The organism is Actinoallomurus rhizosphaericola, from assembly GCF_024055675.1.
In the GTDB taxonomy this organism is placed as follows: Bacteria; Actinomycetota; Actinomycetes; order Streptosporangiales; family Streptosporangiaceae; genus Actinoallomurus; species Actinoallomurus soli.
Genome location: NZ_JAMXMW010000020.1, coordinates 1 through 23,344, shown reverse-complemented (window position 1 = coordinate 23,344; position 23,344 = coordinate 1). Strand labels below are relative to the sequence as shown.

General features: G+C 70.2%; 20 protein-coding genes and 1 pseudogene. 9 read left to right on the top strand and 12 right to left on the bottom strand.

Annotated elements, in window-relative coordinates; genetic code table 11:
* Positions 1–137: 137 nt before the first annotated feature.
* Positions 138–1,292, top strand: coding sequence for a dihydrofolate reductase family protein (locus NE234_RS45590; protein ID WP_308206961.1), 1,155 nt, complete (start codon positions 138–140; stop codon positions 1,290–1,292).
* A 20-nt stretch (positions 1,293–1,312) separates the two neighbouring features.
* Here the strand turns inward: NE234_RS45590 and bla are convergent, their stop codons facing one another.
* The 7 genes from bla to NE234_RS34360 form a co-directional block, all read right to left on the bottom strand.
* Entirely contained in the window at positions 1,313–2,230 is a 918-nt protein-coding gene (bla, locus tag NE234_RS34390; protein WP_252785077.1) for a class A beta-lactamase, read from the bottom strand.
* 26 nt (positions 2,231–2,256) lie between these two features.
* Positions 2,257–2,613 (bottom strand): STAS domain-containing protein, encoded by a 357-nt coding sequence (locus NE234_RS34385; protein WP_252785076.1) that lies wholly within the window; start codon positions 2,611–2,613, stop codon positions 2,257–2,259.
* A 37-nt stretch (positions 2,614–2,650) separates the two neighbouring features.
* Positions 2,651–3,037, bottom strand: a complete 387-nt coding sequence (locus tag NE234_RS34380) for an ATP-binding protein (protein WP_252785075.1) — start codon at positions 3,035–3,037, stop codon at positions 2,651–2,653.
* A 338-nt stretch (positions 3,038–3,375) separates the two neighbouring features.
* Positions 3,376–4,548: an FHA domain-containing protein gene (locus tag NE234_RS34375; RefSeq protein WP_252785074.1), complete on the bottom strand. Its 1,173-nt coding sequence runs from the start codon at positions 4,546–4,548 to the stop codon at positions 3,376–3,378.
* A complete protein-coding gene (locus NE234_RS34370; RefSeq protein ID WP_252785073.1) occupies positions 4,536–5,213 on the bottom strand; it encodes a 4Fe-4S single cluster domain-containing protein in 678 nt (225 codons plus the stop codon). Before NE234_RS34370 ends, NE234_RS34375 begins: the two co-directional genes overlap by 13 nt.
* Positions 5,210–7,042 (bottom strand): AAA family ATPase, encoded by a 1,833-nt coding sequence (locus tag NE234_RS34365; protein WP_252785072.1) that lies wholly within the window; start codon positions 7,040–7,042, stop codon positions 5,210–5,212. The genes NE234_RS34370 and NE234_RS34365 overlap by 4 nt, the downstream gene beginning before the upstream one ends.
* A gap of 158 nt (positions 7,043–7,200) precedes the next feature.
* Positions 7,201–7,761: a hypothetical protein gene (locus tag NE234_RS34360; RefSeq protein ID WP_252785071.1), complete on the bottom strand. Its 561-nt coding sequence runs from the start codon at positions 7,759–7,761 to the stop codon at positions 7,201–7,203.
* A gap of 177 nt (positions 7,762–7,938) precedes the next feature.
* On the opposite strand from NE234_RS34360, the gene NE234_RS34355 reads away from it, so the two are divergent.
* The 3 genes from NE234_RS34355 to NE234_RS34345 all read left to right on the top strand — a co-directional run bounded on the left by NE234_RS34355 (position 7,939) and on the right by NE234_RS34345 (position 10,298).
* Positions 7,939–8,637, top strand: a complete 699-nt coding sequence (locus NE234_RS34355) for a hypothetical protein (RefSeq protein ID WP_252785070.1) — start codon at positions 7,939–7,941, stop codon at positions 8,635–8,637.
* A gap of 86 nt (positions 8,638–8,723) precedes the next feature.
* Positions 8,724–8,924, top strand: coding sequence for a hypothetical protein (locus NE234_RS34350; RefSeq protein ID WP_252785069.1), 201 nt, complete (start codon positions 8,724–8,726; stop codon positions 8,922–8,924).
* A 33-nt stretch (positions 8,925–8,957) separates the two neighbouring features.
* Entirely contained in the window at positions 8,958–10,298 is a 1,341-nt protein-coding gene (locus tag NE234_RS34345; RefSeq protein WP_252785068.1) for a flotillin family protein, read from the top strand.
* 246 nt (positions 10,299–10,544) lie between these two features.
* Here the strand turns inward: NE234_RS34345 and NE234_RS44700 are convergent.
* A pseudogene (locus tag NE234_RS44700) lies at positions 10,545–10,715 on the bottom strand (helix-turn-helix domain-containing protein); the annotation flags it as partial.
* A gap of 1,600 nt (positions 10,716–12,315) precedes the next feature.
* On the opposite strand from NE234_RS44700, the gene NE234_RS34340 reads away from it, so the two are divergent.
* The 5 genes from NE234_RS34340 (at position 12,316) to hisC (ending at position 17,928) form a co-directional block, all read left to right on the top strand.
* Positions 12,316–14,070 carry a glycosyltransferase gene (locus NE234_RS34340; protein WP_252785067.1) on the top strand — a complete coding sequence of 585 codons (1,755 nt, stop codon included), beginning with the start codon at positions 12,316–12,318 and terminating at the stop codon, positions 14,068–14,070.
* Between the two features lie 256 nt (positions 14,071–14,326).
* A complete protein-coding gene (locus NE234_RS45585; RefSeq protein ID WP_252785066.1) occupies positions 14,327–15,517 on the top strand; it encodes a cytochrome P450 in 1,191 nt (396 codons plus the stop codon).
* A gap of 167 nt (positions 15,518–15,684) precedes the next feature.
* On the top strand, positions 15,685–16,359 hold the full coding sequence (locus tag NE234_RS34330) for an NUDIX hydrolase (RefSeq protein WP_252785065.1): 675 nt from the start codon (positions 15,685–15,687) through the stop codon (positions 16,357–16,359).
* Positions 16,360–16,393: 34 nt separating this feature from the next.
* Complete coding sequence (locus tag NE234_RS34325) at positions 16,394–16,699, top strand: DUF6401 family natural product biosynthesis protein (protein ID WP_252785064.1); 306 nt, start codon at positions 16,394–16,396, stop codon at positions 16,697–16,699.
* A 164-nt stretch (positions 16,700–16,863) separates the two neighbouring features.
* On the top strand, positions 16,864–17,928 hold the full coding sequence (hisC, locus tag NE234_RS34320; RefSeq protein WP_252785063.1) for a histidinol-phosphate transaminase: 1,065 nt from the start codon (positions 16,864–16,866) through the stop codon (positions 17,926–17,928).
* On the opposite strand, the gene NE234_RS34315 is transcribed toward hisC, so the two are convergent.
* From NE234_RS34315 to NE234_RS34300, 4 genes are all read right to left on the bottom strand, one after another.
* Positions 17,910–18,887: an EamA family transporter gene (locus NE234_RS34315; RefSeq protein ID WP_252785062.1), complete on the bottom strand. Its 978-nt coding sequence runs from the start codon at positions 18,885–18,887 to the stop codon at positions 17,910–17,912. The two genes, hisC and NE234_RS34315, sit on opposite strands and share 19 nt — an antisense overlap.
* 83 nt (positions 18,888–18,970) lie before the next feature.
* Positions 18,971–19,639, bottom strand: coding sequence for a hypothetical protein (locus NE234_RS34310; RefSeq protein ID WP_252785061.1), 669 nt, complete (start codon positions 19,637–19,639; stop codon positions 18,971–18,973).
* 5 nt (positions 19,640–19,644) lie between these two features.
* On the bottom strand, positions 19,645–21,234 hold the full coding sequence (locus NE234_RS34305; RefSeq protein WP_252785060.1) for a serine/threonine-protein kinase: 1,590 nt from the start codon (positions 21,232–21,234) through the stop codon (positions 19,645–19,647).
* 412 nt (positions 21,235–21,646) lie between these two features.
* The gene (locus NE234_RS34300) at positions 21,647–22,930 is read right to left on the bottom strand and encodes a transcriptional regulator (RefSeq protein ID WP_252785277.1); all 1,284 of its coding nucleotides are present in this window, start codon (positions 22,928–22,930) and stop codon (positions 21,647–21,649) included.
* Between the last annotated feature and the right edge of the window lie 414 nt (positions 22,931–23,344).

Genomic DNA, 23,344 nt, shown 5'->3' with positions numbered 1-23,344 from the left:
GGCACCGGCCGGCGGCCGGTCTCGACGCGATCGCCGGGTGACGGCCGGCCGCCGCCTGCGGACGGACCGCCGTGCCCGTACGCTCTCGAAGGCGAGCGACAACATCCGGTCGGAGTTCTCGGAAGGCGGCCTGTGCGATGGATCACCCGCGCCCGTACGTCGTGCTGAGCGTGGCCACCTCGGTGGACGGTCACATCGACGACACCGGCCCCGACCGGCTCGTGCTGTCGAACGAGGCCGACTTCGACCGCGTCGACCAGGTGCGCGCCGAGTCCGACGCGATCCTGATCGGCGCCACGACCCTCCGGCGGGACAACCCGCGCCTGCTCGTCAACTCCGCCAGGCGGCGCGACGAGCGGGAGGCACGGGGGCTCCCGCCGTATCCGCTGAAGGTCACCGTCACCCGCAGCGGCGATCTCGATCGCGACCTCAGGTTCTGGCACCACGGCGGGGACAAGCTCGTCTACTGCCCGGACCCGGCCGTCCCGAGGCTCCGCGAACGCCTGGGCGACCTCGCCGACGTCGCCGGCCTCGGCCCGGACCTCGACTTCGGGGTCATGCTCGATGACCTCGGCCGGCGCGGGATCGGACGCCTCATGGTCGAGGGCGGCGGGACGATCCACACGCAGTTCCTCACCGCCGGCCTCGCCGATGAGATCCACCTCGCCATCGCGCCGTTCTTCCTCGGCGACCCGGACGCTCCGCGGTTCGTCAACCCGGGCCGCTTCCCGTACGGGCCGGGGAACCGGATGACGCTCGCGGAGGCCCGTACGATCGGGGACATCGCGTTCCTGCGCTACCTCCCCGAGGGAAGGGCCGTCTCGTTGTCTTCCGCACCGTCCAGTCGTTCCGAGGACCGGCGATGGCTGTCCCTCACCATCGACCTGGCCGAGCAGTGCCCGCCCAGTGACACCGCCTTCTCGGTCGGGTGCGTGATCGTCGACGCGGACGGATCCGAGATCTCCCGGGGCTTCTCGCGGGAACGGCCGCACTTCCACGCCGAAGAGTCCGCCCTGAGCAAGGTCGCGCCCGATGACGAGCGTCTGCCCGGAGCCACGCTCTACAGCTCGCTCGAGCCCTGTACGCGGCGCAGCTCCCGTCCCCGGCCGTGCGCCGAGCTGATCCTCGACTCCCCGATCCGGCGGGTGGTCGTCGCATGGCGTGAACCGCCGGTCTTCGTCGCCGACGCGCACGGGGTGCAGGCCCTGGAGGCCGCCGGGATCACCGTCGTGGAGATCCCCGAACTCGCCGACGCGGCGGCGCGGATGAACGCCCACGTCCTCGGTTCCTAGGCCGGTCCCCCGGCCCGAGCTCAGGTCAGGGCGGAGACGACCTGTTTCGTGGCCTCGGCGATCAGGGCGTTCTTAGGCGGCGTGCTGTATCCGGATCTGTCCGACATGATGGCCAGGACGAGCGGGGCCGTATGAGGCGGCCACACGATGGCGATGTCGTTGGCCCTGCCGTAGTCGCCCGTTCCGGTCTTGTCGGCCACCGTCCATCCCTTGGGCAGCCCCGCCCGAATCCGTTCGGCGCCGGTGGTGTTGCGTCGCAGCCAGTCCGTGAGCAGGGCGCGTCTGTCGGCGGTCAGCGCGTCGCCGAGGATCAGTTGCCGGTAGTCGGTGGCGACCGCGCGGGGAGTGGTGGTGTCGCGCGGGTCCTTCGGAGGGATCCGGTTCAGCTTGGGTTCGTAGTCGTCCATCCGGCTGACGCCGTCTCCGATCTCACGGAGATAGGCGGTCAAGCGCGCCGGTCCGCCGATGTCGCGCATCAGCAGGTTGCCGGCCGTGCCGTCGCTGTAGCGGATGGCGGCGTCGCACAGTTGCCGAATGGTCATTCCGGTCGCGATGTGGTGCTGTGTGACAGGGGAGATCGAGTTGACGTCGGCCCTCGTGTAGGTGACGCGTTCGTCCAGGTGACCGAGCGGGTTCCCGTGCAGGACCGCCGCCGCGGCGAGTGCCTTGAAGGTGGAACAGAACGCGAACCGCTCGTCCGCCCGATAGGCCACCGTCGCCCCCGTGCCGGTCGCCAGGGCGTACACGCCCAGACGGGCCCGGTACCTGCGCTCGAGCGCCGTGAATCCCGATGTGTCCGCAGAAGCGGAGGGGCGGCGGGGCGCCGCCGGAGACGCGACGGAGACCGGAGGATCGTGCGAGTCGCAGGCCGCCAGCGGCAGGAGGGCCGCGGTCACCAGCAGGGCACGGCGGGGCGGGCCCGATTGCGCGCTGGACATTCGGTGGTCCTGCCTCCAGGGCCGGCTCAGGCGTGGCTCTCGGTGCCCGCGAGGGCGGCGGCGACGTCGTCGTACAGGGGGAGGCGCTGGGCCAGGCCGGTGATCCACAAGACGCGTGCGGTGCGGTACTGGGCGCCCGCCAGGGCGAGGAAGCCGTCTTCGCTGGAGGCCAGGCGCTTCCAGTAGGAGACGACGGTGCTCAGCGCACTGGTGTCCATGAAGTCCAGGCCGGTCAGGTCGAGGATGATCCGCCCGCCGTGTTCCTTGATGGTCCTGTCCAGGTACGTGACGAGCTCAGCCCGGCTGATGATGTCCAACTCGCCGCTGACATGCAGGACGGTACGGTCGCCATGCCGGCTGGAGGAAAGTTCGAGCGCTGCCATGGTGCCCCCCTCGGCCTTGGAGGACCCACGGTACCGGTCAGATGTACCGCGCTGTCGAGGAGAGTTCCAATCGTACGACTGTGCCGTTGTTTCCGGTGTTGATGGAGACGGCCGAGCAGATCTGGCGGGCGACCCAGATGCCCATGCCGCCCTCGGCCTCGGGCGGGGGCGGGGTGGCGCCGGGGGCCGAGGAGATGCTCCAGTTGCCGCTGTCGTGGATCTCCGCGATGACGCGGCCGTCCTCGGTCCACATGCGCAGCTCGGCGTGGGCCGACCCGTGACGTACGGCGTTCGTGGCGATCTCGTTGACGGCGATCACCAGGTCGCCGATCAGGCCGTCGTCGACCTTGTACCGGCGGGCGTGCTCCTCCGTGAAGCGGCGTACGCCTGGCAGCTGTTCCGCCGTGAACTTCATCTCGCTCATGGGGCCGGCCGAATCGTTCGGTGGTGGCTGCCAGGACCCCGCTATGGGGTGTCTGACCGCCATAACGAGCCCTCGCATGTCTGTCTCACCGTGCCCCTCATTCGAGGTCATACTCATCCGTGTCACCGTGACTCAGTTTTGTCCCGAGTTCATATACCCAATGAACGTCCTTTGGTGCACGCTGCACGTGCCTTCTCGGAACTTTTCGGGGACGGGTGACGATCGTCGTGAGCCCGGTGGCAGGGGAGTACGGCCGCGCGGGTCGCGTCGGCCGGTCGAAGATCCAGGTCGGCCCGGCCTCGAGGATCCGAGGCCGGGCCGACACGGACGAGACCATCTCAGCGGCCGAACCTGACCTGGCCGCGCGCGTCGGCGGCGAGCCGCACGGAGTCGCCGTCCCGCAGCGGTGCCTGCTCGCCCGGGCCGAGGCGCCGGTCGTTGACGAACGTGCCGTTCGTCGAGCGCTCGTCGCGCACCCACGCCTGGCCGCTGCCGTCGACGCCCAGCACCGCGTGCCGCCGGGACACGTTGTCGAAGCGGGAGAACGTGCCGGCGACCGGTGACTGCACCGGGTCCCGGCCGAGGACCAGCTCCTGACCCGCGCCGACCTGCACCTCACCCGAGGAGAACTGGACGAACACCGTGACCTGCTGCGGGCCGGGGGCGCCGCTCTGGTCGTGCAGTGGGCGCAGGCAGTTGACGCAGACGGGGTTGCCGACGTCGGGGATGTCGGCGCCGCAGTGCGGGCAGAACGGCGTGAACGCGGCCGTCGACTCGCCACCGGTCATGGTCGGCTCGCGCGGCGGCGGCGGCACGTGCGGCGCGCCCGGCCCGCCGTAGCCGCCTCCGTACCCCTGCTGCTGCGGCGGGGCGTACTGCTGCTGCTGGTGCGCGCCGCCGTAGGGCGGCTGCTGGTCCTGCTGCGGCGCTCCGTACGGGGACGGGTCCTGCTGGGGCGGCGCGCCGTACGGCTGCTGGCTCTGCGCCGGCGGGTACCCCCGCTGCTGGTCCTGTGGTGCGCCGTAGGACTGCTGCGCGCCGCCGTACGGAGACGGGTCGTGCTGCTGGTGCGCGCCGCCGTAGGGCGGCTGCTGGTCCTGCTGCGGCGCTCCGTACGGGGACGGGTCCTGCTGGGGCGGCGCACCGTACGGCTGCTGCTCCTGCGGGGCGCCGTAGGACTGCGGCGGCTGGTCCTGGCCGTACGGGGACTGCTGGGGCGCGCCGTACGGCTGCTGGTAGTCCTGCTGCGGCGCTCCGTACGGCTGCTGGGGCGCGCCGTACTGCGGCTGGTCCTGCTGGGGCGCACCGTAGGGCGGCTGCTGGTCCTGCTGCGGCGCGCCGTACTGCTGCTGCCCGTACGGCGACTGCCCCTGGTCCTGCGGCGGGTAACCGCCGGGCTGCTGGGCCGCCGGGGGTGCCTCCCGCCGGGCCAGGTTCGCTCCGCAGTTGATGCAGATGAGATCCCCTTGCCGTACCGGCGCGGCACAGACCGGGCATGTCAGGGGCGCCATGAAACCTCCCCGGCGTGTACCCCGGAGAGCGACAGTCGCTGCGTCAGCCGCTCCATGTCGCCCCTCCGAGGAATCCCGATGTAGTAGATACGGTTGTCTTCCACCGAAACCTGCATATGGGGGGGTTCTTCGCCCCTCTCCGCGTCACCATAGCGTTTCCTGCCAAGGTCGCTGACGGTGATGAGCTGTTGGTTCGACGATCCGCGCCACCGAAGCCCCCGATCTACCTGGTTCAGGCGTTCAATGTACGGTCCCGTGACCACCGCATCGCACAACTCCAGGAGTTCGCGGGTGCGGGCGGACCTCCGGAGTCGTGACGCCGCGTAGCCGCTGTACACCAGAACGTCGACCTCGGGCGGCGCCCAGGCCCGGATGCCCAGCAGCAGCGCGCGCAGCGCCTCCGGTTGCTGGAAGGGCTCTCCCCCCGAGATCGTGACGCCGTCGACGCCGGTCAGCGACCTCAACCAGCCGAGGACCGCGCTCACGGGGATGGCGGTGCGCGGGTCCGCCTCCCAGGTGTCGCGGGACACGCAGCCGGGACAGTGGATCGTGCAGCCCTGGGTCCAGATGCCCGCACGCCGGCCGGGCCCCAGCGTGGTGACCGGGAAGTGCGCCTTGGCGAGCAGGAGTGTCCGCTCCTGGCCACCGTCCTCGCCGGCGGTCATTGCAGGTCCAGCCGGACGATGCTGCCGTCGCGGTGCACGCCCGAGACCGTCACGTCGGCGGCCGGCCCGAGGTCGAACAGCGCGCGGGCGAGGGGGTTGATGAAGTACGACTCCAGGGCCATGCCGATGCCCCGGCCGCCCTTGTCCAGCTCGCTCGTGCACCACGCGCGCAGGGTCGCGGTCACCTCGTCCGACAGGCGCAGCTTCATGTGGTGTTCGTCACTCACGCGGCGGCAGATGTTGGCGAGCTGGAGGTCGAAGATCCGGTCGGCGGCCTCGGGCCCGATGAAGTCGAAGATCACGATGTTGTCGCCGAAGCGGTTGAGCAGCTCCGGGCGGTTCAGCGCGGTCGTGAAGTGCTCGGTGATCGCGCTGCGCACCTGGGCCTCCAGGTCCTCGTACGGCATGCCGGGTGTGATGCCACGGGTGCCGAGGTTGGAGGTGAAGACGAGGATCGACTCGGAGAAGAACGCGGTGTTGCCGCGGCCGTCGGTGAGCCGCCCGTCCTCCAGGATCTGCAGGAACTTGTCGAGGATGCGCGGATGGGCCTTCTCGATCTCGTCGAACAGGATCACCCGGAACGGGTCCTGGCGGACCGCGTTGGTCAGCTCGCCACCCGCCTCGAACCCGACGTAACCCGGCGGGGACCCGATGAGCCGGTCCCCGGCGTGCTCGGCGGAGAACTCGCTCATGTCGAAACGGAGGTAGGCGTCCTCGTTGCCGAACACGAGCGAGGTGATGGCCTTGGCCAGCTCCGTCTTTCCGACGCCGGTCGGGCCGGCGAAGAACAGCACGCCGCGCGGGCGGCTGGAGGCGCGGGCGGCCTGCGCGCCCGACAGGCCCAGCACCGCGCGCTTGAGGATGTCCAGGGTCTTGGTGACCGCCTGCGGCTGCCCGACCACGCGGGACGGCACCCGCTCCTCGCCCTCGACGATGCGCCGGCGCAGGTGCTCGCGCTTCCAGGGGTTGTCGAGCACGCCGAGCTTGTACGTGCGGACGGCGTCGGGCAGGTCCTGCAGCGGGACGTCGCGCTCCTTGGCGAGCCGGGTGATCTCGATCATCGCCTGGAGCGTGAGGCCCTCCGCCTCCTGGGCGAAGTCGTCGGTGACGTCGACGCCGGAATCGCTCGTCTCGAACGCGCGGGCCAGCAGCCGGGCGGTCTGCTGGCGGTCGCCGAGGTGGGGACGCGGGATGGCGATCTCGCGGACCGCGTCGTTGTCGGCGGTGAACCACGGCGGCAGGTCGCCGGGACGGCCGGCCAGCCAGATGACCGGGTTGTACAGCGGCTTGGGCCGGTCGCCGTCACCGCGCACCGGCAGCGCCGTGCGGGACAGCTTCTCGCAGAACACGAAGAAGTCGCGCTCGGCGGGTTCGAGGTCGGTCGGGCTGCGCGCGATCCGGGACGCGTAGTCGATGACGAACGCGGCGCGGATCTGCCGGGTCGGCCGGGCCAGCGCGCTGAGGTACGTGCGCAGCCCCTCCAGGGAGGGGGCCTTCCGCTCGTCGACGCGGCTGCCGAACAGGCTCGCCGCGGCATCGGCGGCGGCCTTGTCGTCGGCGGGGTGGACCCGCAGCCCGTCGACGCGGTCGTAGACGACCATGAAGGAGTAGCCGCTGCGGCGCAGGGCCTCCCAGAGCAGCTCGCGCAGCGGGAACAGCCTGCCCTCGTCGGGGGCGAGGAAGCTGTCGTGCAGGTTGCCCCACAGGACGTACTGCGCGTGGACGGACAGGGTGGCGTCCAGCTCGCGGACGAACGCGGGCCAGCTCGCCAGTCGCGTGTCGCCCGAAGGACCTCGCGTGTCGCCCGAAGGGCCCGGCTGCGTTGTCACCTGCCGAAGCCTAATCCCTGCGCGGCCCGTTCACCGGAGGGTGACGATCGTGTGGCCGGAACGGCGGCGTGGACGCGGCGGACGGCCACGGGACGGCCTGGTGACGACCGCGTGGTCCGGAACGGCGGACGGCACGCGATCGTCACCGAACGGCCGTCTCAGCCGCCGACCGCGCTCGCGGGCGGGTTCTTGTCCTGGAAGCCGGCGCCCGCGCTCGCGGCGTCCTTGTGGAACCCGTCGACCCCGCCGGCGACGGAAGTGATCTCCGTGGGGTCGACCGTCCCGCCCTTGAGCTTGCCGGACAGGTCCTTCATCGACGCGCTGAGCTTGTCGATCGGCCCGATGAGCACCTTGCAGAGGGTCGGGTCGGCCTGGGCGTTCGCCCGGGCCCGCCGGAGCTGGTCGAAGGCGAAGACCGCCGCCGCGCCCGCCTTGATGATCGACCGCTTCCGCTTGGGCGCGCCGCTGTTGAACGCGCCCGCCCGGAACGGCTTGTAGATGTAGCGCCGGAACGTGCCCGCCGCCAGGCCGGCGTTGGTGAGGAACCGCGTCTTGACGAAGTGCCGCTCCCTCTTGGTCGGGCAGGCCGCCGGGGTGGCCGTCTGCCCGTAGGCCCCCTGCCCGGTCGCGCCCGGGGCCGCCGGTGCGCCGGCGGCCGGAGGCTGCGCCTCCGGCTTGTTCTTGGTGCCGCCGCCGCACCCGGACAGGGCGAGCAGCATTATGGAAATGATGACGAACGATCTGCGGAGCATTCGTTTCCCCCGAATAGCCCACTGAGTTGGACAATGTAGATGCGCCCTCGGCATCGCACTTCCTTTTTACCGTGCGTGTGACGGCGGCGGGCGATCGTGGGCGTTCGAGGGTTCAAGTCGGTAAGTGCGATATCGTCATTCGATGTGACATCGCGGAGCTTCTACGCCATCGCATTTCTGCTCGTGGCCGCGGCCGGCTGTAGCCAGGACCGGCGGCCCGAGCCCACGGCCACGGCGCCGACGGGGCCGCCGGCCTCGGAGCGGTACAACGCCGATCAGCTGACTCAGGCGCTGCTCACCGACATTCCCGGATATGAGCATTCAGGGGTGCCGCAATCGGGGCAGTACGGCGCGCTCACGTCCGTGCGAAATTCCCTCCAGATGCAGCAGGCCGCGAAACTCGACAAACCCGAATGCGCGTCGTCGACCCGCGCCGTCTCCTCGAACAAGGAGGTCTGGACCGCGCCCTCGGCGTTCACCGCGTTCGCCAAGGGCCGGGACCAGACCGTCTCGGAGACGCTGATGGCGGTCGGCCCGGACGCGGCCGCGCAGGAGGTCGGGCTCCGCGTCCCCGCCTCGTGCCGCACCTTCCACACGACCGTCGGCGGCCGCTCGTCGACCGGCACGATCGTCGAGGCACGGGGCGCGCGCATCGGCGAGGCGACCCGGACCGTCGGCGTGGCGACGACGACGGGCACGGCGACGGTGAAGACCTGGTACGTCGTGCTGCGCTCGCGCGGATACCTCGCCACCATCACCCTCTTCGGGCCCAACGCGACCCGCGACGAGGCCGAGAACCTGGCCCGGCAGGCGTACCAGCAGGCCGAACGCATCCTGCCGTGAACGTCCCCGTGGAACCTCGGGCGGCCGCGCTCTAGAGGCGGGATCATCGCGGCGGGTACGGTGCCCGTGGGAGAAGGAGGAACGCCGTGGTGGGCAGGCAGGGCCGGGTGACCGGCAAGATCGGTCCAGGCCTGGTCGGCGAGGTGATGATCGCGATCCGGGGCGGGGTGGAGGCGTTCTACGCCTACCCGGCGATCGACGGCGAGGAGATGGCGGTCGGTTCTCTCGTGGTCGTGATGGATTACCACCCACCGCGAACCGTCTACGTCTCCTCTGCGTCTATTTGACGTCCTAACCGCACGGCTCCCTAGGAGGAGCAGATGCCGATAGTCGCCGTGGCGATCGGTGTGGTCGTCGCCGTCATAGTCATCGCCGTCCTGTTCAAGGCGATCTGGCGGGTCGCCGAGCCCAACGAGGCGCTGATCATCTCCGGGCTCGGTGCGCGCGCGCACAACCGGGACACCGCCGAGAGTCTCGGCTTCAAGATCACGACGGGCAAGGGCACCATGGTCCTGCCCGGCTTCCAGACCTGCCGGCGGCTCTCGCTGGACACCCGGGTCTCCGGGCTGGAGGTCACCTGCGTGACCTCCCAGGGCATCAAGGTGCACGTCCGCGGCGTGGTGATCTACAAGGTCGGTGACGACTTCACCTCGATCGCCAACGCCGCCCGGCGCTTCCTCGACCAGCAGAAGCAGATGGACGACAAGACGCACCAGCTGTTCGCCGGGCACCTGCGCTCCATCGTCGGCAACCTCACCGTCGAGGACCTGCTCCGCGACCGCGACCGGCTCACCAACCAGGTCCGCACCTCGTCCGCCGACGAGATGGGCAAGCTCGGCCTGGTCGTCGACTCGCTGCAGATCCAGGACATCGAGGACGAGGTCGGCTACATCGACAACCTCGGCAAGCCGAACTCCGCCGCCGTCGCCTCCGCCGCCCGTATCGCCCAGGCACAGCGCAACCAGGAGGCCACCCAGGCGGAGCAGCTCGCCGAGCAGGCCAACGCCGCTCAGATCCGCGACACCGAGATCAAGAAGCGTGAGTACCAGGGCCAGGTCGACCAGGCCGCGGCCGAGGCCCGCCAGCAGGTCATCCTGAAGGAGACCAAGAACGCCGAGCTGGAGGCCGCCCGCAGGGAGAAGGCCCTGGAGGCCGAGGTCCGCAAGCCCGCCGACGCGAAGGCGTACGAGCGGGTCACCCTCGCCGAGGCCGAGCGGCAGGCGGAGGTGGCCCGGGCACGGGCCGAGGCGGAGGCCACCAAGATGACCGGCCAGGCCGAGGCCGAGGCCACCCGCGTCAAGGGCCTCGCCGAGGCCGAGGCGATCAAGGCCAGGGCCGACGCGCTCGCCGAGAACCAGGAGGCGGTCATCGCCCAGCAGCTCGCCGAGAACTGGCCCGAGATCGTCGCCGCCGGCGCGAAGGTGTTCGGCAACGTCGACAACATGGTCGTGCTCAACGGGGCGGAGGGCGTCGAGGACATGCTCGCCAAGGCGCTCACCCTCGGCGGCACCGGTCTCGGCGTCGCCCGGCAGCTGCTCGCGTCGATGAACAACGGGCAGCAGGAGATCGCGGTCCGCGACGGCAGGGCGGGCGGGACGGCGCCGGCCGCGCCGGAGAAGGCCGCGCCGGGAACGGCTGCGGACACCGGCGGCGCGGCCTGATGACCCGGCCCGCCGTCCGTACGGCCCGGTGGTTCCCCGGGCCGTACGGACGCCGCCCTCCCGCTCCTTGCCGTGATCGGGGCGGCGCCTCGAGCCGTACGGGAGCCGGATGGCGCCTCGAGCCGTCGGTCGTCCTGGGCGGCGCCGGGCCGGAAGAGGGCTTGGAGCATCGCGCTCCCGGCCCTCGGAAGGCGCGCGGCCAGACCGTCCAGGTGCCGCATCCTCCTCTTCGAGCTGAGCGACGAACTCGGCGAGCGCAGCCGCCGGAATCCTCCGGAGGCCACCGATCTTCACCGGGCGGAGCGCCCCCGAGGGCATCAGTTCGTAGACCTTCGTCCGTCCGACTACCAGCGCATCGGCGGCGTCTTCAGGACGCACGAGGCGCGCCGGAAGGCGGCTGACACCGGCATCGGCCATCACGCGGCACCTCTGCCTATGGCCATGGGAGCCAGGGCGCCGAACGGTGCAGCCCGGCCACTTCACCGCTGCGCATCCCGTACGCCAGCGCGATCACGATGGCGACCTCGAAGCGGTGACCGGTCACGGTGCCGAGGAGCTGCCAAGGCGGCGGCGCAAGTGCCGCCGTAGGCCGCCCGTTCCGGCACGTCCGACAGGCCTACGGCGACTTGCAGGCCGCCCCGCTCACCAGTCACGGATCCGGTAGACGCGTCCAAAGCCTGCCAGCTCAAGGGACGTCATTACTGGCTGCCTCGGTGTGCATCTTCCCGCTTTCAGTTCCGCAGCGGCGGTGCGGTAACAGACTCTCCTCCGCGGAATCCGGGCGGGGCGGATGGTGGATCTCAGACAGCGGCCGGCCCCGCGCCGTAGTGACGCGGGCCCGGAGCGGTGGATGCCCGTACCCGCTCGTGCAGACGAACGGGAAGTCACGGCGGGCGGACCTCCGTAGCCCGGGTTCCGCGTAGGTCGAACGCCCTGGGAGCCGTGGGGGCCACGCTGACCGTGGGCGAACTGCCTACCTTGACAGAATAGGCAACATTGCCGATAACTCGACAGCCTGCGGTGAAGATAAGATCGTCGGCACGCACGGGCGATGATGGTGATATCGTCATATCTGACAGAAAGACTTTGCATGTTGCATAAAGTGCTGGTCAATGGACTGGCAGCCGCGGGGATCGCGGCGGCGGGCGTCACTACCGCAGGCACTGCGGGAGTCGCCAACGATTGGCAAAGAGTGGCGTGATCACCAACCTACGGCAATTGCGTCGCCGTCGGCAATGTATGGCATGCTCCGTGGAGCCGCGACATCTCCTGTGTGATGAACCCTGACAGTAACAACTGTTAACTACAGGTCGGCCACAAAAACTGACTCCCCTCCTCGACCCGTCGTTCTCTGAATGGCGAGCCGCCTGTGACGTGCAGATCGCCGTCACCGCACACGGCGGGGGCCGGCGGCCCGGACGCCGGCGCGCCGATGGCTGAGCTCAGGAGTCACCCACAAGGCCCTCACGTTCGCAGCCGAACAAGGTCGATGGCGACCCCTTGCTGCCACCTCCGACCCGGAGCCGCCACCCTCAGTGCTGCTGTTCGGTGGCTCAGACGGGTATAGCTCGGGGCTGATACGGCCTCGAAACAGGCCTGTCATTGCAGCTAAGAAGCGGTCGGGAGCAGGAGAGTTGTTCGACTCTCTCTCGGACTCTCAGGAGTAAGCCTCGGGAAGCCTGGTCACAGGCTGTCGTATGCGCCCATTCAAAGATGGCCGCCGCTCCTTAACGCATCGTCCATAACGCAAGTGATCCTTATCGCGTCCTACCGTTGCTGCACGCCGCAGCAGATAGTGCTGTCATCTTTAAGCCGGATCCCGAACGCCATCTATTGAGAGAGGTGAGGTTTGAACGGCGTTATAACCATAGTTACCGTGTTCTGCGTCGCTCAGATGCTCAGCGCCATCTTGATGTCCCGCAACCCTCGTCACCGAGGGCTATATCAACGCTCTCGGCTACAACAAAGCGTTCCCCTGGTCAACTTCCTGTGCTTCGGAGCAGGGTGGTCGATCAGCGTGGCATTCGGCGGTGATCCGCTGCTCGCTCTCGTCGTCGCAGGCTCCGGGGGCGTGGCGGGTGTCCTGACGGGGCGGAAACTAACCGATTTTTGGCCGGCGGGTTCGGTGTTCATGGTGACGATCGCAGTGTTGTGCGTGCTGCCGGTCGTCTGGACCACAGTGTTCCTGAGATACATCATCGAACATGGTGTTAGCGCCGAGACGATATTCCTGGTATCGGCCGGTGCCATCCTGTACACCGTCTTTTTGCCGTCCGACCTGTTGGCGCAACTCGAGCGGTGGCAGATCATGCTGCGATGCAGATGGCGTAGGGCGCGCAGCAGCGTAAAGCCCTGTCCGCCGGGGTACGCGCCAATGGTCTCGGTGCAGGTGCCGATCCACGCCGAGCCGCCAGAAATCGTCATCCGGACACTCAACGCACTGAGTCAGCTGGATTACACGAACTACGAAGTGCTGGTCATCGACAACAACACGGCCGATGAGGACCTGTGGCGGCCGGTGGAGCGTCACTGTGCGATGCTGGGCCCGCGATTCCGATTCCTGCACGTTGAAGGAATCACCGGTGCCAAGGCGGGCGCGCTGAACTGGGCTCGGCCATATATGAACCCCGGCACCGAACTGGTGGGCGTGGTCGACGCCGACTACGTGGTGGCCCCGGACTGGCTCACGCACGCAGTCGGCCACTTCGTAGATCTCCGCATGGGTTTCGTCCAGTACCCGCACGCATACCGTGACCACGAGTCGTCGGTCTTCCGCAGCATGGCCAATGCGGAATACCGCGGATTCTTCTACTCCGACATGATCGGGCTCGACGAGAATCGTGCAGGCATTACGGTGGGCACCATGTCGCTGATCCGCCTGGCCGCTCTCGATAGGGCCGGAGGCTGGGCGGAGTGGTGTTTGACCGAGGATTCCGAGCTGGCCATCCGCATTCACGCCTGCGGATACACGTCGACCTACGTCGAGCGGCCCTACGGCTGGGGCCTGATACCCGACACCTGGAGCGGTTACAAGAAGCAGCGATTTCGATGGACCTACGGCCCGGTACAGGAGCTGCGCAGGCATGCCGGGCTTTTTCGTCCGGGGAGGCGACGGATACCGTCGATGCTTGACCTCACCCAACGGATCTACCACGCGAACCATGGTGTAAAGAACGCGATTGAGGGAATCCGTTTCGCCGGCCTGGTGCTCGGACCGGCGCTCCTGCTCTCCATGATCGCGCACCACGATACCTGGCCCTTTCCGCTTGCCTGGATCGTCCCCTTCGCCGCCATATCCATCGGCAGGCAGGCCCTGCGCTGGACCCTGTGCCGGAACATCTTGGGATACGATATCCGTGATTACGTCGGATGGGCGCTGGCCTCAAAGGCGCTCACCTACACGATAGGCCAAGCCTCACTGGCGGCTCTCCTGGGCCGGAAGGCCATCTGGCGAAGGACCGATAAGTTCCGCCGAATACAGCCTAGGTTCGCAGCTTTGCAGAGCGCTGCCGCAGAGGGCGTATTCGCCGTGGTCTTCCTGGCATTCACCGTACTGTCGGTGACCGTCCTGCCGATGGGCATCCTGTCCATGGCGATAGCGTATGGCTTCCTGACACAGTCGATCACCTTCGCCGCGGCACCGATGTTGTCGTATCTGTCGCATCGCGAGCAGCGGAAGAGCTCTCCGGCTCACTCGGTTCCGATTCCGACGCTGCCGAACACGAATCATCTTCTGACACGGACAGGCGACGTGTATCAGGCTCGCAGGTAATAGTGTTCGGCCTTACGCTATTTTCAGCCCAGCTCAAAAGGGTTGGGCCCTATCGGTGTCGGACCAGTCATCATCCATCGCTGGTCTGGGGCACACTTTGGCGTCGGCAGGCAACTGCCGACGGCACTTATTTTTAAGTGGAGAGAGGGAGCTCGGATGCCCGTTATCTGCAAGCCTGCTCTAGCAGCGCCGAGCACTGGGAGAACGCCTACGACGCGCCGTCCCTGACCCGGGCGCTCAGCGGAGAGGCGTCGTCGTGACGCCCTCCCCCAAACCGGTGATCGGCCAGGCCATCGACGGCCTGGAACTCGACGCCGACCTTGCCGTCCTCCTCGCGGACGCGCCGATCACCCGGATCACACTCCCTTACGGCGATCCCGCTTGGCTGCTGTCCCGCTACTCGGACATCCAGGCCGTGACCAACGACTCCCGCTTCACTAGGGCAGCGCTGGGCGTCACCGTGGACCCGCCTCGCGTCACGCCGACGTTCATCGTGCCGCCGGATGCCGTGCAGCGCAAAGACCTCCCGCGGTCGGCCATGATGCGCGAGTCGATCGGCAAGGGCATCAACCACCGGCGGATGCGTGCCTACTCCGAAGTCGTGCAGCAGGTAGTCGAAGCGGCCATCGACGACCTGGTGCGGCACGGCCGGCCGGGCGATCTCATCGAGACCGTGTCCTCCAGGGTCCCGCTGACCGTCATGGGCCGCCTTATGGACATCCCCCGGCCGGTGCTGGATGACATCCGCAGGTGGACCACCGCGCTCTTCAGCATGGAACCGGAGCGGCACGAGGAAACCGCCGCAGCCAAGAAGGGCTTGTTCGGCTATCTAGCCGAACTGCTCCAGGAACGTCGCGCGCATCCGGGCGGCGACATGGCGAGCCGGTTGATAGCCGCCCCCGGCGGTCTGACCGACGGAGAGATCATCACGGCTCTGGGCCAGCTGCTGGCGATCGGCATCGCCCCGACGAACGCGCTGCTCGGCGACATCCTTTACGCCATGCTGACACGCCCTGGGCAGGTGGAGAGGTTCCGTTCCGACCCGGCCGGCATCCCCCGATTCATCGAAGAGACCGCCCGGTACACCCAGGTGCTCGTCGGATTCGGCCCGGCGCTGGTCGCGCTCGAAGACGTGCATTTCGACGGCGTGACCATCGCGGCAGGAGAGTCGGTGGTCTACTCGTATGCCAGCGGCAACCGCGACCCGGCCGTCTTTGAGCGCCCGGCGGAGTTCGACGACTCCCGGACCGGCACCAAACACCTGATGTTCGGCGCGGGCCAGCACGCCTGCGTGGGTCAACACTTCTCCCGCCTGGTATTTGAGACCGTCCTCACTACGCTCGTCACCCGCCTGCCCGGCATCGAACTCGCCGTTCCGGAGAAGGAGATCCGTTGGGACAGCCGCACGATCTGGCGCTTCCCGGAGACGTTGCCCGCGCACTGGTGACCGGGATGTGCCGGTCGGTTCCGAACCCGGCCACACCCGAAGCTGTTCCTGCCGTCCATTCGACCTTCGATCGCGTACGGGCCGGCGAGGAACGCCGCCTGATGTGATGAGGGCCGGAGCGTTCGCTCTCGGCCCTCGGAGGCCGCGCGGCCCGATAGCGTAACGGCATGACCGACGCGCGGGTGGCCGTCACCGTCGATCTCGTCGTCCTCACGGTTCGCGAGCATCGGCTGTGCGCGCTCGTCTGGCGCCGCGACCGGGCGCCGTACTCCGGTGCCTGGTCCCTGCCCGGCGGGTTCGTACAGCTCGACGAGGACCTGCCCGTCGCGGCCCAGCGGCTGATGGCCGAGCGGGCGGGCCTGGCCGGGGTGCGCGTGCACCTGGAGCAGCTGGCGACCTACGGCTACCCGGACCGCGACCCGCGGCAGCGGGTGGTCAGCGTGGCCTACCTCGGGCTCGCTCCGGACCTGCCCGCCTCCAGCCGGGCGCAGGTGCTGTGGGAGCCGGTCGGCGATCTGACGGAGCGCGACAAGGCGGCGTTCGACCACCGGCGCATCCTGCTCGACGGGGTCGAGCGGGCCCGCGCCAAGCTGGAGTACTCCCCGCTGGCCGCGGCGTTCTGTCCGCCGGAGTTCACCGTCGCGGAGCTGCGGCGGGTGTACGAGATCGTGTGGGGCACGCCGCTCGACCCCCGGAACTTCCACCGGAAGGTGACCAAGGCGGAGGGCTTCCTGGTGCCGACGGAGCGCACGACGACGCGGGACGGCGGGCGGCCGGCGCGCCTCTACCGCCGGGGCAGCGCCGAGTCACTGCACCCGCCGATGATGCGCCCGGGCTGTTGATGGGGCATTTGTCCGGTTTTGGTACCTTCCTGCCATGCCTGAGGACGTTGCACGCGAGCTCGTACGCCAGATGATCGGCGAGGTCGGCGAAGAAGGCGTCGCGGCGATGGGACGTCTGCCGGGCCTCGCCGCGGCGGTCGACCAGCACGCGGCGGCGATCCGCGACCTCGTCGCGGGGTCGGGCCGGGAGCTCACCCCGCAGTTCCTGCGGGAGTACCTCGACGAGTTCACCGACGCCGCCATCGAGCGCGGCTGGTGGCCGGACGAGGACTTCGACTTCGAGACGATCCGGGTGGTCGCCATCTGCGCGCTCATCCGGGAGCTCGAGCGGCTCGGTTAGTCCCCCGGGCTCCCGGGGCCCCGGCCCGCCGACGGGCGGTTCATGGCCGTTCGCGGCCCTTGGCGTGCTCTGACCGGCCGCCGGTGGCGACAGCGCCCCGTCAAGCTTCGTACAGTGATCTCGTACGTCTCCGTCCCGGGAGGACAAGGGTGTCCGAGCAGCGCATGCCACGTTTCCGTTCCGTGCTCGACGACTACGTCGCGTACAAGCCCGGCAAGGTCGCCCGGTCGCCGGAGGGCCGGTCGTTCAAGCTGTCCTCGAACGAGTCCCCGTACGGGCCGCTGCCCTCGGTGCTCGAGGCGATCAGCCGCGCGGGCGAGCTGGTCAACCGGTACCCCGACAACGGCTGCGTCGCACTGGTCGAGGCGATCGCCGGGCGGTTCGGCGTTCCGCCCGAGCACGTCGCCGTCGGCTGCGGCTCCGTGGGCGTCGCCCAGATGCTGCTGGAGTCCGTCGGCGAGCCAGGCGTCGAGGTCGTGTACGCCTGGCGGTCCTTCGAGGCCTACCCGACCCTCGCCGACCTCGCCGGCGTCACCTCGGTCCGCGTGCCGCTGGCCGAGGAGACCCACGACCTGCGGGCGATGGCCGACGCCATCACCGACCGGACCCGCCTGATCTTCGTCTGCAACCCGAACAACCCGACCGGCACGGTCGTACGGCGCGCGGAGCTGGAGGAGTTCCTGGACCGGGTGCCGGAGGACTGCCTCGTCGTCCTCGACGAGGCCTACCACGAGTACATCCGCGACCCCGAGGTCCCCGACGGGCTCACCCTCTACGGCGACCGGCCGAACCTCGCCATTCTGCGCACCTTCTCCAAGGCGTACGGGCTGGCGGGCCTGCGGGTCGGCTTCATGGTCGCCCAGCCGCACATCGCCGAGCAGGTGCGCAAGACCTACCTGCCGTTCACGGTGAACGCCGTCGCCCAGGTGGCCGCCATCGCCTCCCTCGAGGCCGAGGCCGAGCTCTTCGAACGCGTCGAGGCGACCGTGAAGGAGCGTGAGCGGGTCCGCGACACGCTGCTCGCCCAGGGCTGGACGGTGCCGCCCGCCGAGGCGAACTTCGTGTGGCTGCGGCTCGGGGAGGACACGATGAGGTTCTCCGCCGCCTGCGACGCCGCCGGGGTCAGCGTACGGCCGTTCCCCGGCGAGGGCGCGCGCGTGTCGATCGGCGCGCCCGAGGAGAACGACGCGTTCCTCGCCGTCGCGGAGGCCTACCGCGGCGGTTCCTGAGCCGCGGGCTCGGCGGCGGCCGGTTCGACTGCGGCCGCCGGGCCCGGCTCCGCGTCCGTACGGGGCCGGCGCTCCGTCGACACGACGAGGCCGACCCCCAGGATGATGATCAGTCCGCCGGCGAGGATCGCCCACGAGGCGTGCTCGCCGGCGAACGCCACCCCGAGCAGCACCGCCACCGCCGGGTTGACGTACGCGTACGTCCCGACGAGCGAGATCGGGGCGTTGCCGAGCAGCCAGACGTACGACGTGAAGGCCACGAGCGAGCCGAAGACGATCAGGTAGGCGAGGCCCAGCCAGGACGCCCGCGAGACCTCGCCGAGGTGCAGCGTCTCGCCGCGCCCGAACCCGGCGGCGAGCAGGGCGACCCCGCCCGCGGCCATCTCGTACACGCTGGCGGCGAAGGGGTTCTCCGGCATCGGCAGCCGGGACGACAGGAACGACCCGATCGACCACGACAGTGAGGCGATCAGGATCACGGCCACGCCGGTCACGTCGCCCGAGCCGCCGCCGCGCGTGAGGGTCAGCAGCGCCAGGCCGCCAAAGCCGACCAGCACCCCCGCGACCGTCGCGACCGGCGGCCGGTCGCCCGTGGCCACCCGGAACAGCACCAGCCACAGCGGAACGCTCGCGACCAGCAGCGCGGCCAGGCCCGAGGAGATGTGCTGCTCCGCGATGCCGACCATGCCGTTGCCGCCGGTCAGCAGCAGCAGGCCGACGAGGGCGGCGGTGCCGAGACGGCGCCACGGCACGCGCAGCACGGAGGGGCCGCGCAGGATCGCCAGGACGGCGGCGAGCACGGCGGCCGCGACGATGAAGCGGAGCCCGGCGCTGATCAGTGGCGGCATCGTCTGGACGACGTAGTGGATACCGAGATAGGTCGAGCCCCAGACGACGTACACGATCGACAGGGTCGTCCAGGTCAACGGCGAGCGGGAGTCATGAGTCTGTGTGGTCATGGCTCATTACACGCTAGTGGGTACGCCCTTCTGCGCGCCACGCTCTTTTTCGGCCCTCGCCCCCACGGATCCGGCCGGAGCGGTCACCCGCAGGCGTAGTCGAAGGCGCCGGAGGCCCGCAGGCCCGGCCCGCCCGGCTGGACGATCTCCAGCGTCGCGACCGCGTGGAGGGTCCCCTCGCCCTTCACGGTCCAGCGCAGCGGGACCCGGACCGAGCGCTGCCCCTTGCGCACGCTCTCGGTCAGGACCCCGGAGACCTGGCCGTCGCTGCGCCGCCAGCGGTACCTGACGTCGCCGTAGCCGCCGTTGGTCCGGATCGTCCCGACGAGCCGTACGGTCGTGTCGCAGGACTGCATCGCGGTCGGCGCGCTGACGTCCACGCCGGTCACGGCGACCCCGGTGCCCCCGCGCAGCAGCCACCAGACGATCAGGCCGGCGAGCGCGGCGACGCCCAGGGTCAGCAGCCCGCCGGCGATCCGGCGCCCGAGCCGCCGACGCCGGCCGCCCCCGCTCCACTTCTTCGCCACCTCCGCCGGAACGCCGGGCCCGAACCGCAGGGTGGAACCGTCGCCGGGCGGCAGGGTGCGGTCGCCCCCGGATCGCTCGGGCTCCTCGTACGGCAGGATCCCGTCGGTTCCATCGGCGGCCGGCCGCAGCGTCTCGTCGAGGTCGCGCGCCGTCTCGTCCAGGTCGCGCCGGGTCTCGTGAAGGTCGCGTCCGGTCGCGTGGAGGTCGCGCCGCGTCTCGTCCATGGCCCTCACTCGATTCCGCAGCCGAAGGAGGCGGAGCCGGAGTCGGAGTGACCGTCCGCCGAGGCGGTGACGGTCACCGACGTGCCGGGACAGCTCTCGTAGTGGTAGGTGGACGTCAGCGAGTGCGTGCCGGGACCGGTCACGGACTCCGTGGTGGAGTGGTCGCCGGCGCGGTTCGCGGCGAAGGTCACGGCGACGCTCACGGTGCCGGGTCCGCTGACGGTGACGCTGATGCGGGCGGTCACCGAGTACCCCGCGGCGGCGCGGGCGGCGGAGCCGGTGGAGACGCCCTCGACCTTGATCCCCGTGACCACTGTGGGGGCCGGCTCGGTGTGCGTGGGGGTGGGCGTGGGCGTCGGGACGACGACCACGGGGCTGGTCGGGCCCTTGGCCGGGGGCGCGGTCGTCGCGCCGGGGCCACCGGGGGCGGACGGCGACGTCGTCCCGGGCGTGGGCGTCGACCCGGACGGCGTGGGGCTGTCCGACGGCGACGGGCTCGGCGACGGTGAGACGGTGTCGCTCGGGGAGGGGTTCGGCTCGGCCACCACGGACGGCGTCGAGGTCGCGGTGGCGCCTGCGCCGAGCCGGTGGTGGGAGTCGGCCAGGACGTACGCCCCGCCGCCGCCCGCCAGCAGCGCGCCCGCCGCCATCCCGGCCACGACCAGGAGCCTGCTCTTGCCCAGGCGCGTCAGCGCCAGCGCGGTGCCGCCGGCGGCGATCGGCTGGGAGAGCGGGAAGAGATAGGCCAGCAGCGCGGCGAGGGCGGCGAGGCGGACCCGGCCGCGCTCCTCCCAGCCCGGGCCGTACTCGGCGAGCGCCGTCTCCTCCAGCTCGGCGAGGAACGCCTCGGCCGACGCCGGCCGGCCGGCGGCGTCCTTGGCGAGGCCGCGCGCGACCAGGCCGCGCAGTCCCGTGGGAACCCGGTCGACCGGGATCGGGTCGAGCCGGTGCGCGGCGGCCAGCGCCCACAGCCCCTCGACGGGGTACGGGCGTTCGCCGGTGAGACATTCGTAGAACACGGCGGTGGCGGCGTACACGTCGGTCGCCGGTCCGACGGCACCGGTCGTCCACTGTTCGGGCGCCATGTAGGCGGGCGTGCCGGAGGCGGTGGCGTGTTCGTCCGCGCGGACCGCGATGCCGAAGTCGGCGAGCTTGCTCTCGCCGTCGTCGCGGATCAGGACGTTGGCGGGCTTGTAGTCGCGGTGGACGACCCCGGCGGCGTGCGCGGCCGCCAGGCCGCGCAGCGAGCCCTTCAGGACGACCAGCGCGGCCTCCGGTCCGGTGGGTCCCTGCGTCTTGAGGACGTCCTTGAGCGTGACGCCGTCGACGAGCTCCATGACGAAGGCGGCGGTCGTCGGTGTCTCGTAGTACTCGTACAGGCCGACGACGTGGGGATCGGTCAGCTCGGCCAGCAGCCGCGCCTCCGCACGGAACCCGTCGAGGAAGCCGGCGTCCGACCTGAGCTCCTCGGAGAGGTACTTGATGGCGGCGGGGGTGCCGGTCGCCTCGTGGACGGACAGGACGACCGTGCCCGAGGCGCCCTGGCCGAGAAGGCGGATCTGCCGGTATCCGGGAACCGGCCGGTTTCCGTCCATGGCGTTCCTTGTTTCGAACGACGGAGAGCGTCGGGATCCCGACACTACGTATGCGACGTTCGCGGCGGTCGCCGAGTTGAGGGCACGCGCTGAAGTGGCCGAATACGGCCATGACCATTATGTTGACCAACGGTCCGACAGAGCGGCCGCATTTCCCGGATATGGCTCCGGAGCGGGCTTTGACCGGAATGTCGTGCTCGCGCCGTGCCGTGGGCCGCCCGGCACTACCGCGCGGCCCCCCCCGCCGCGGCCGATCCGCCACCGGACCGATCCGCCACCGGACCGATCCGCCACCGGACCGATCCGCCACCGGACCGGCCGCCGGATCCGCCGGCGACGCGGCTGACGGATCCGCCGAGCACGCGGCCGACGGCCCGGCCGCTGAGGGATCCGCCGGCGGATCGCCGAGGGATCAGCCGGCCTTCGGCCCGAGCTTCTCGACGATCAGGCGGTACAGCTGACGGGGACGGCCCGGCTGCGGGGTCCGGTTGGGCGGCAGCGGCCAGGCGAGGCCCTCCTCCACCAGCGTCCGCAGCAGCCGCCGGGCCGTGCGCGGGGTGACGCCGAGCATCTTCCCGGCGTTCTCCGCGTCCACGATGAGCGGCTGCTTGCCGTCGGGGCCCTCTTCCCCCGGCTGGTCGCCCAGCTTGTCGGCCAGGCGGGCGAGGATCTCCAGGCCCTTCGGCTTGGCCGGCGCCGGAGCGCGCGGCGGGGTCCGCGGGGCGGGCACGAGCGCCCGGCCGTCCCGGTCGAGCGCGAAGCCCTGCGCCCGCTGCGACGTCTGCGAGCGGGCCAGCGCCGCCCGCGCGTGCGTCTCCGCCTCCTGGGCGGTGCGGCCCATGCCGATGCCGACCTCGACGGCCAGCCCCAGCTCCTCCCGTACCCGCTCGACGAAGGGCGGGGTGCGGAACCCCTCGGTCGCCGCCGTGATCGAGCCGCGGGTGGCGGTGACCAGGTAGCTGTGGTCGTCGAGCGGCCAGACGGCGGCGCTCATCCGGTGCGCCTCCTGCAGGAGGAGGCGCTGCAGCGACAGCTTCAGCTCCTCGCGCCAGTAGCGCGGCGTGACGCGCCGCGGCGTCTCGCGCAGCGTGGGAACGTCCACGACCACCACCACGAGCTGGGACTCCTCCAGCCGGTGGTGGGCGCCGAGCAGGGCCGAGGTCTGCAGCGCGGACCGGATCGCCGCGCCCGTCGGCCGGATGCGGAGCGTCGGCACACCGGCCAGCTCGAGCCGCTCGGCCGTGGCGTGGACGCAAGTGAGCGCGACACTTGTGGCACCGCGGCGCCACAAACGCTCGTGAAAGGCCGCAAGAGTCCCCGGTCCGGCCGCCTCCTCCCGCAAGTGCACGTGCTCGGTGCTGAGGTTGATCTCGCCGTACGCCTCTTCGACCTCCGCGCGGCTCAGCACGTCGATGCTGACGCGCGAGGGTTCGTGCTGCTCGTCGAGTGCGGCGCGCAGGAGCGCCCCCTGCAGTGCGGCGCCGTTGAGGGGAACGAAGGTCGCCGGCATCGTGAGGACGCCCGCCTTACGGGCGAACTCGTACGGGACGGGGCTGGCGAACAGGCAGACGTCCACCCCCGACCCGAGCCGTACGACCTTGTCCGCCGCCTCCTGCTCGTCGCGGTACGCGGCCGCGACGAGGCGGCTCGGCACCGGAGTGGGGCCGTGGCCCATGAGCATGACGCGCTCGACCAGATCGTGTGGTCCGACGACGCCGATGGTCAGATCGGGGGTCACCGATCCGCCTCGAGGACCGCTCATGTCCGCCCCTCCCGGCGCCGCGGCGCCTCCGGGTGACTTTCGGGCGGTCCCACCCGCCGAATGTCCTCGTCCGCGGCCGTCGGAACACGGCCCTCACCCAACGCATGACTCATCGCACTGACGCCCCTCATCTGGTCGTCCGCCCCAGCTCCGTGAACTAACACCTCATTGGGCAGATCGCCGGAGGCCCGTGGTATGTGACGGGTCTTAGCGAAATCGGTTAAGAGGTCCTAACAAAATGATCACTTTGGTCCCACGGTGGCTGCCGGGCAGCTTTGATCATCTTCCGTGAAGAAGGGCGAGCAGCCTCCGTGGATCGTGCGGGACAGCCTGTGGGAGCGGATCGAG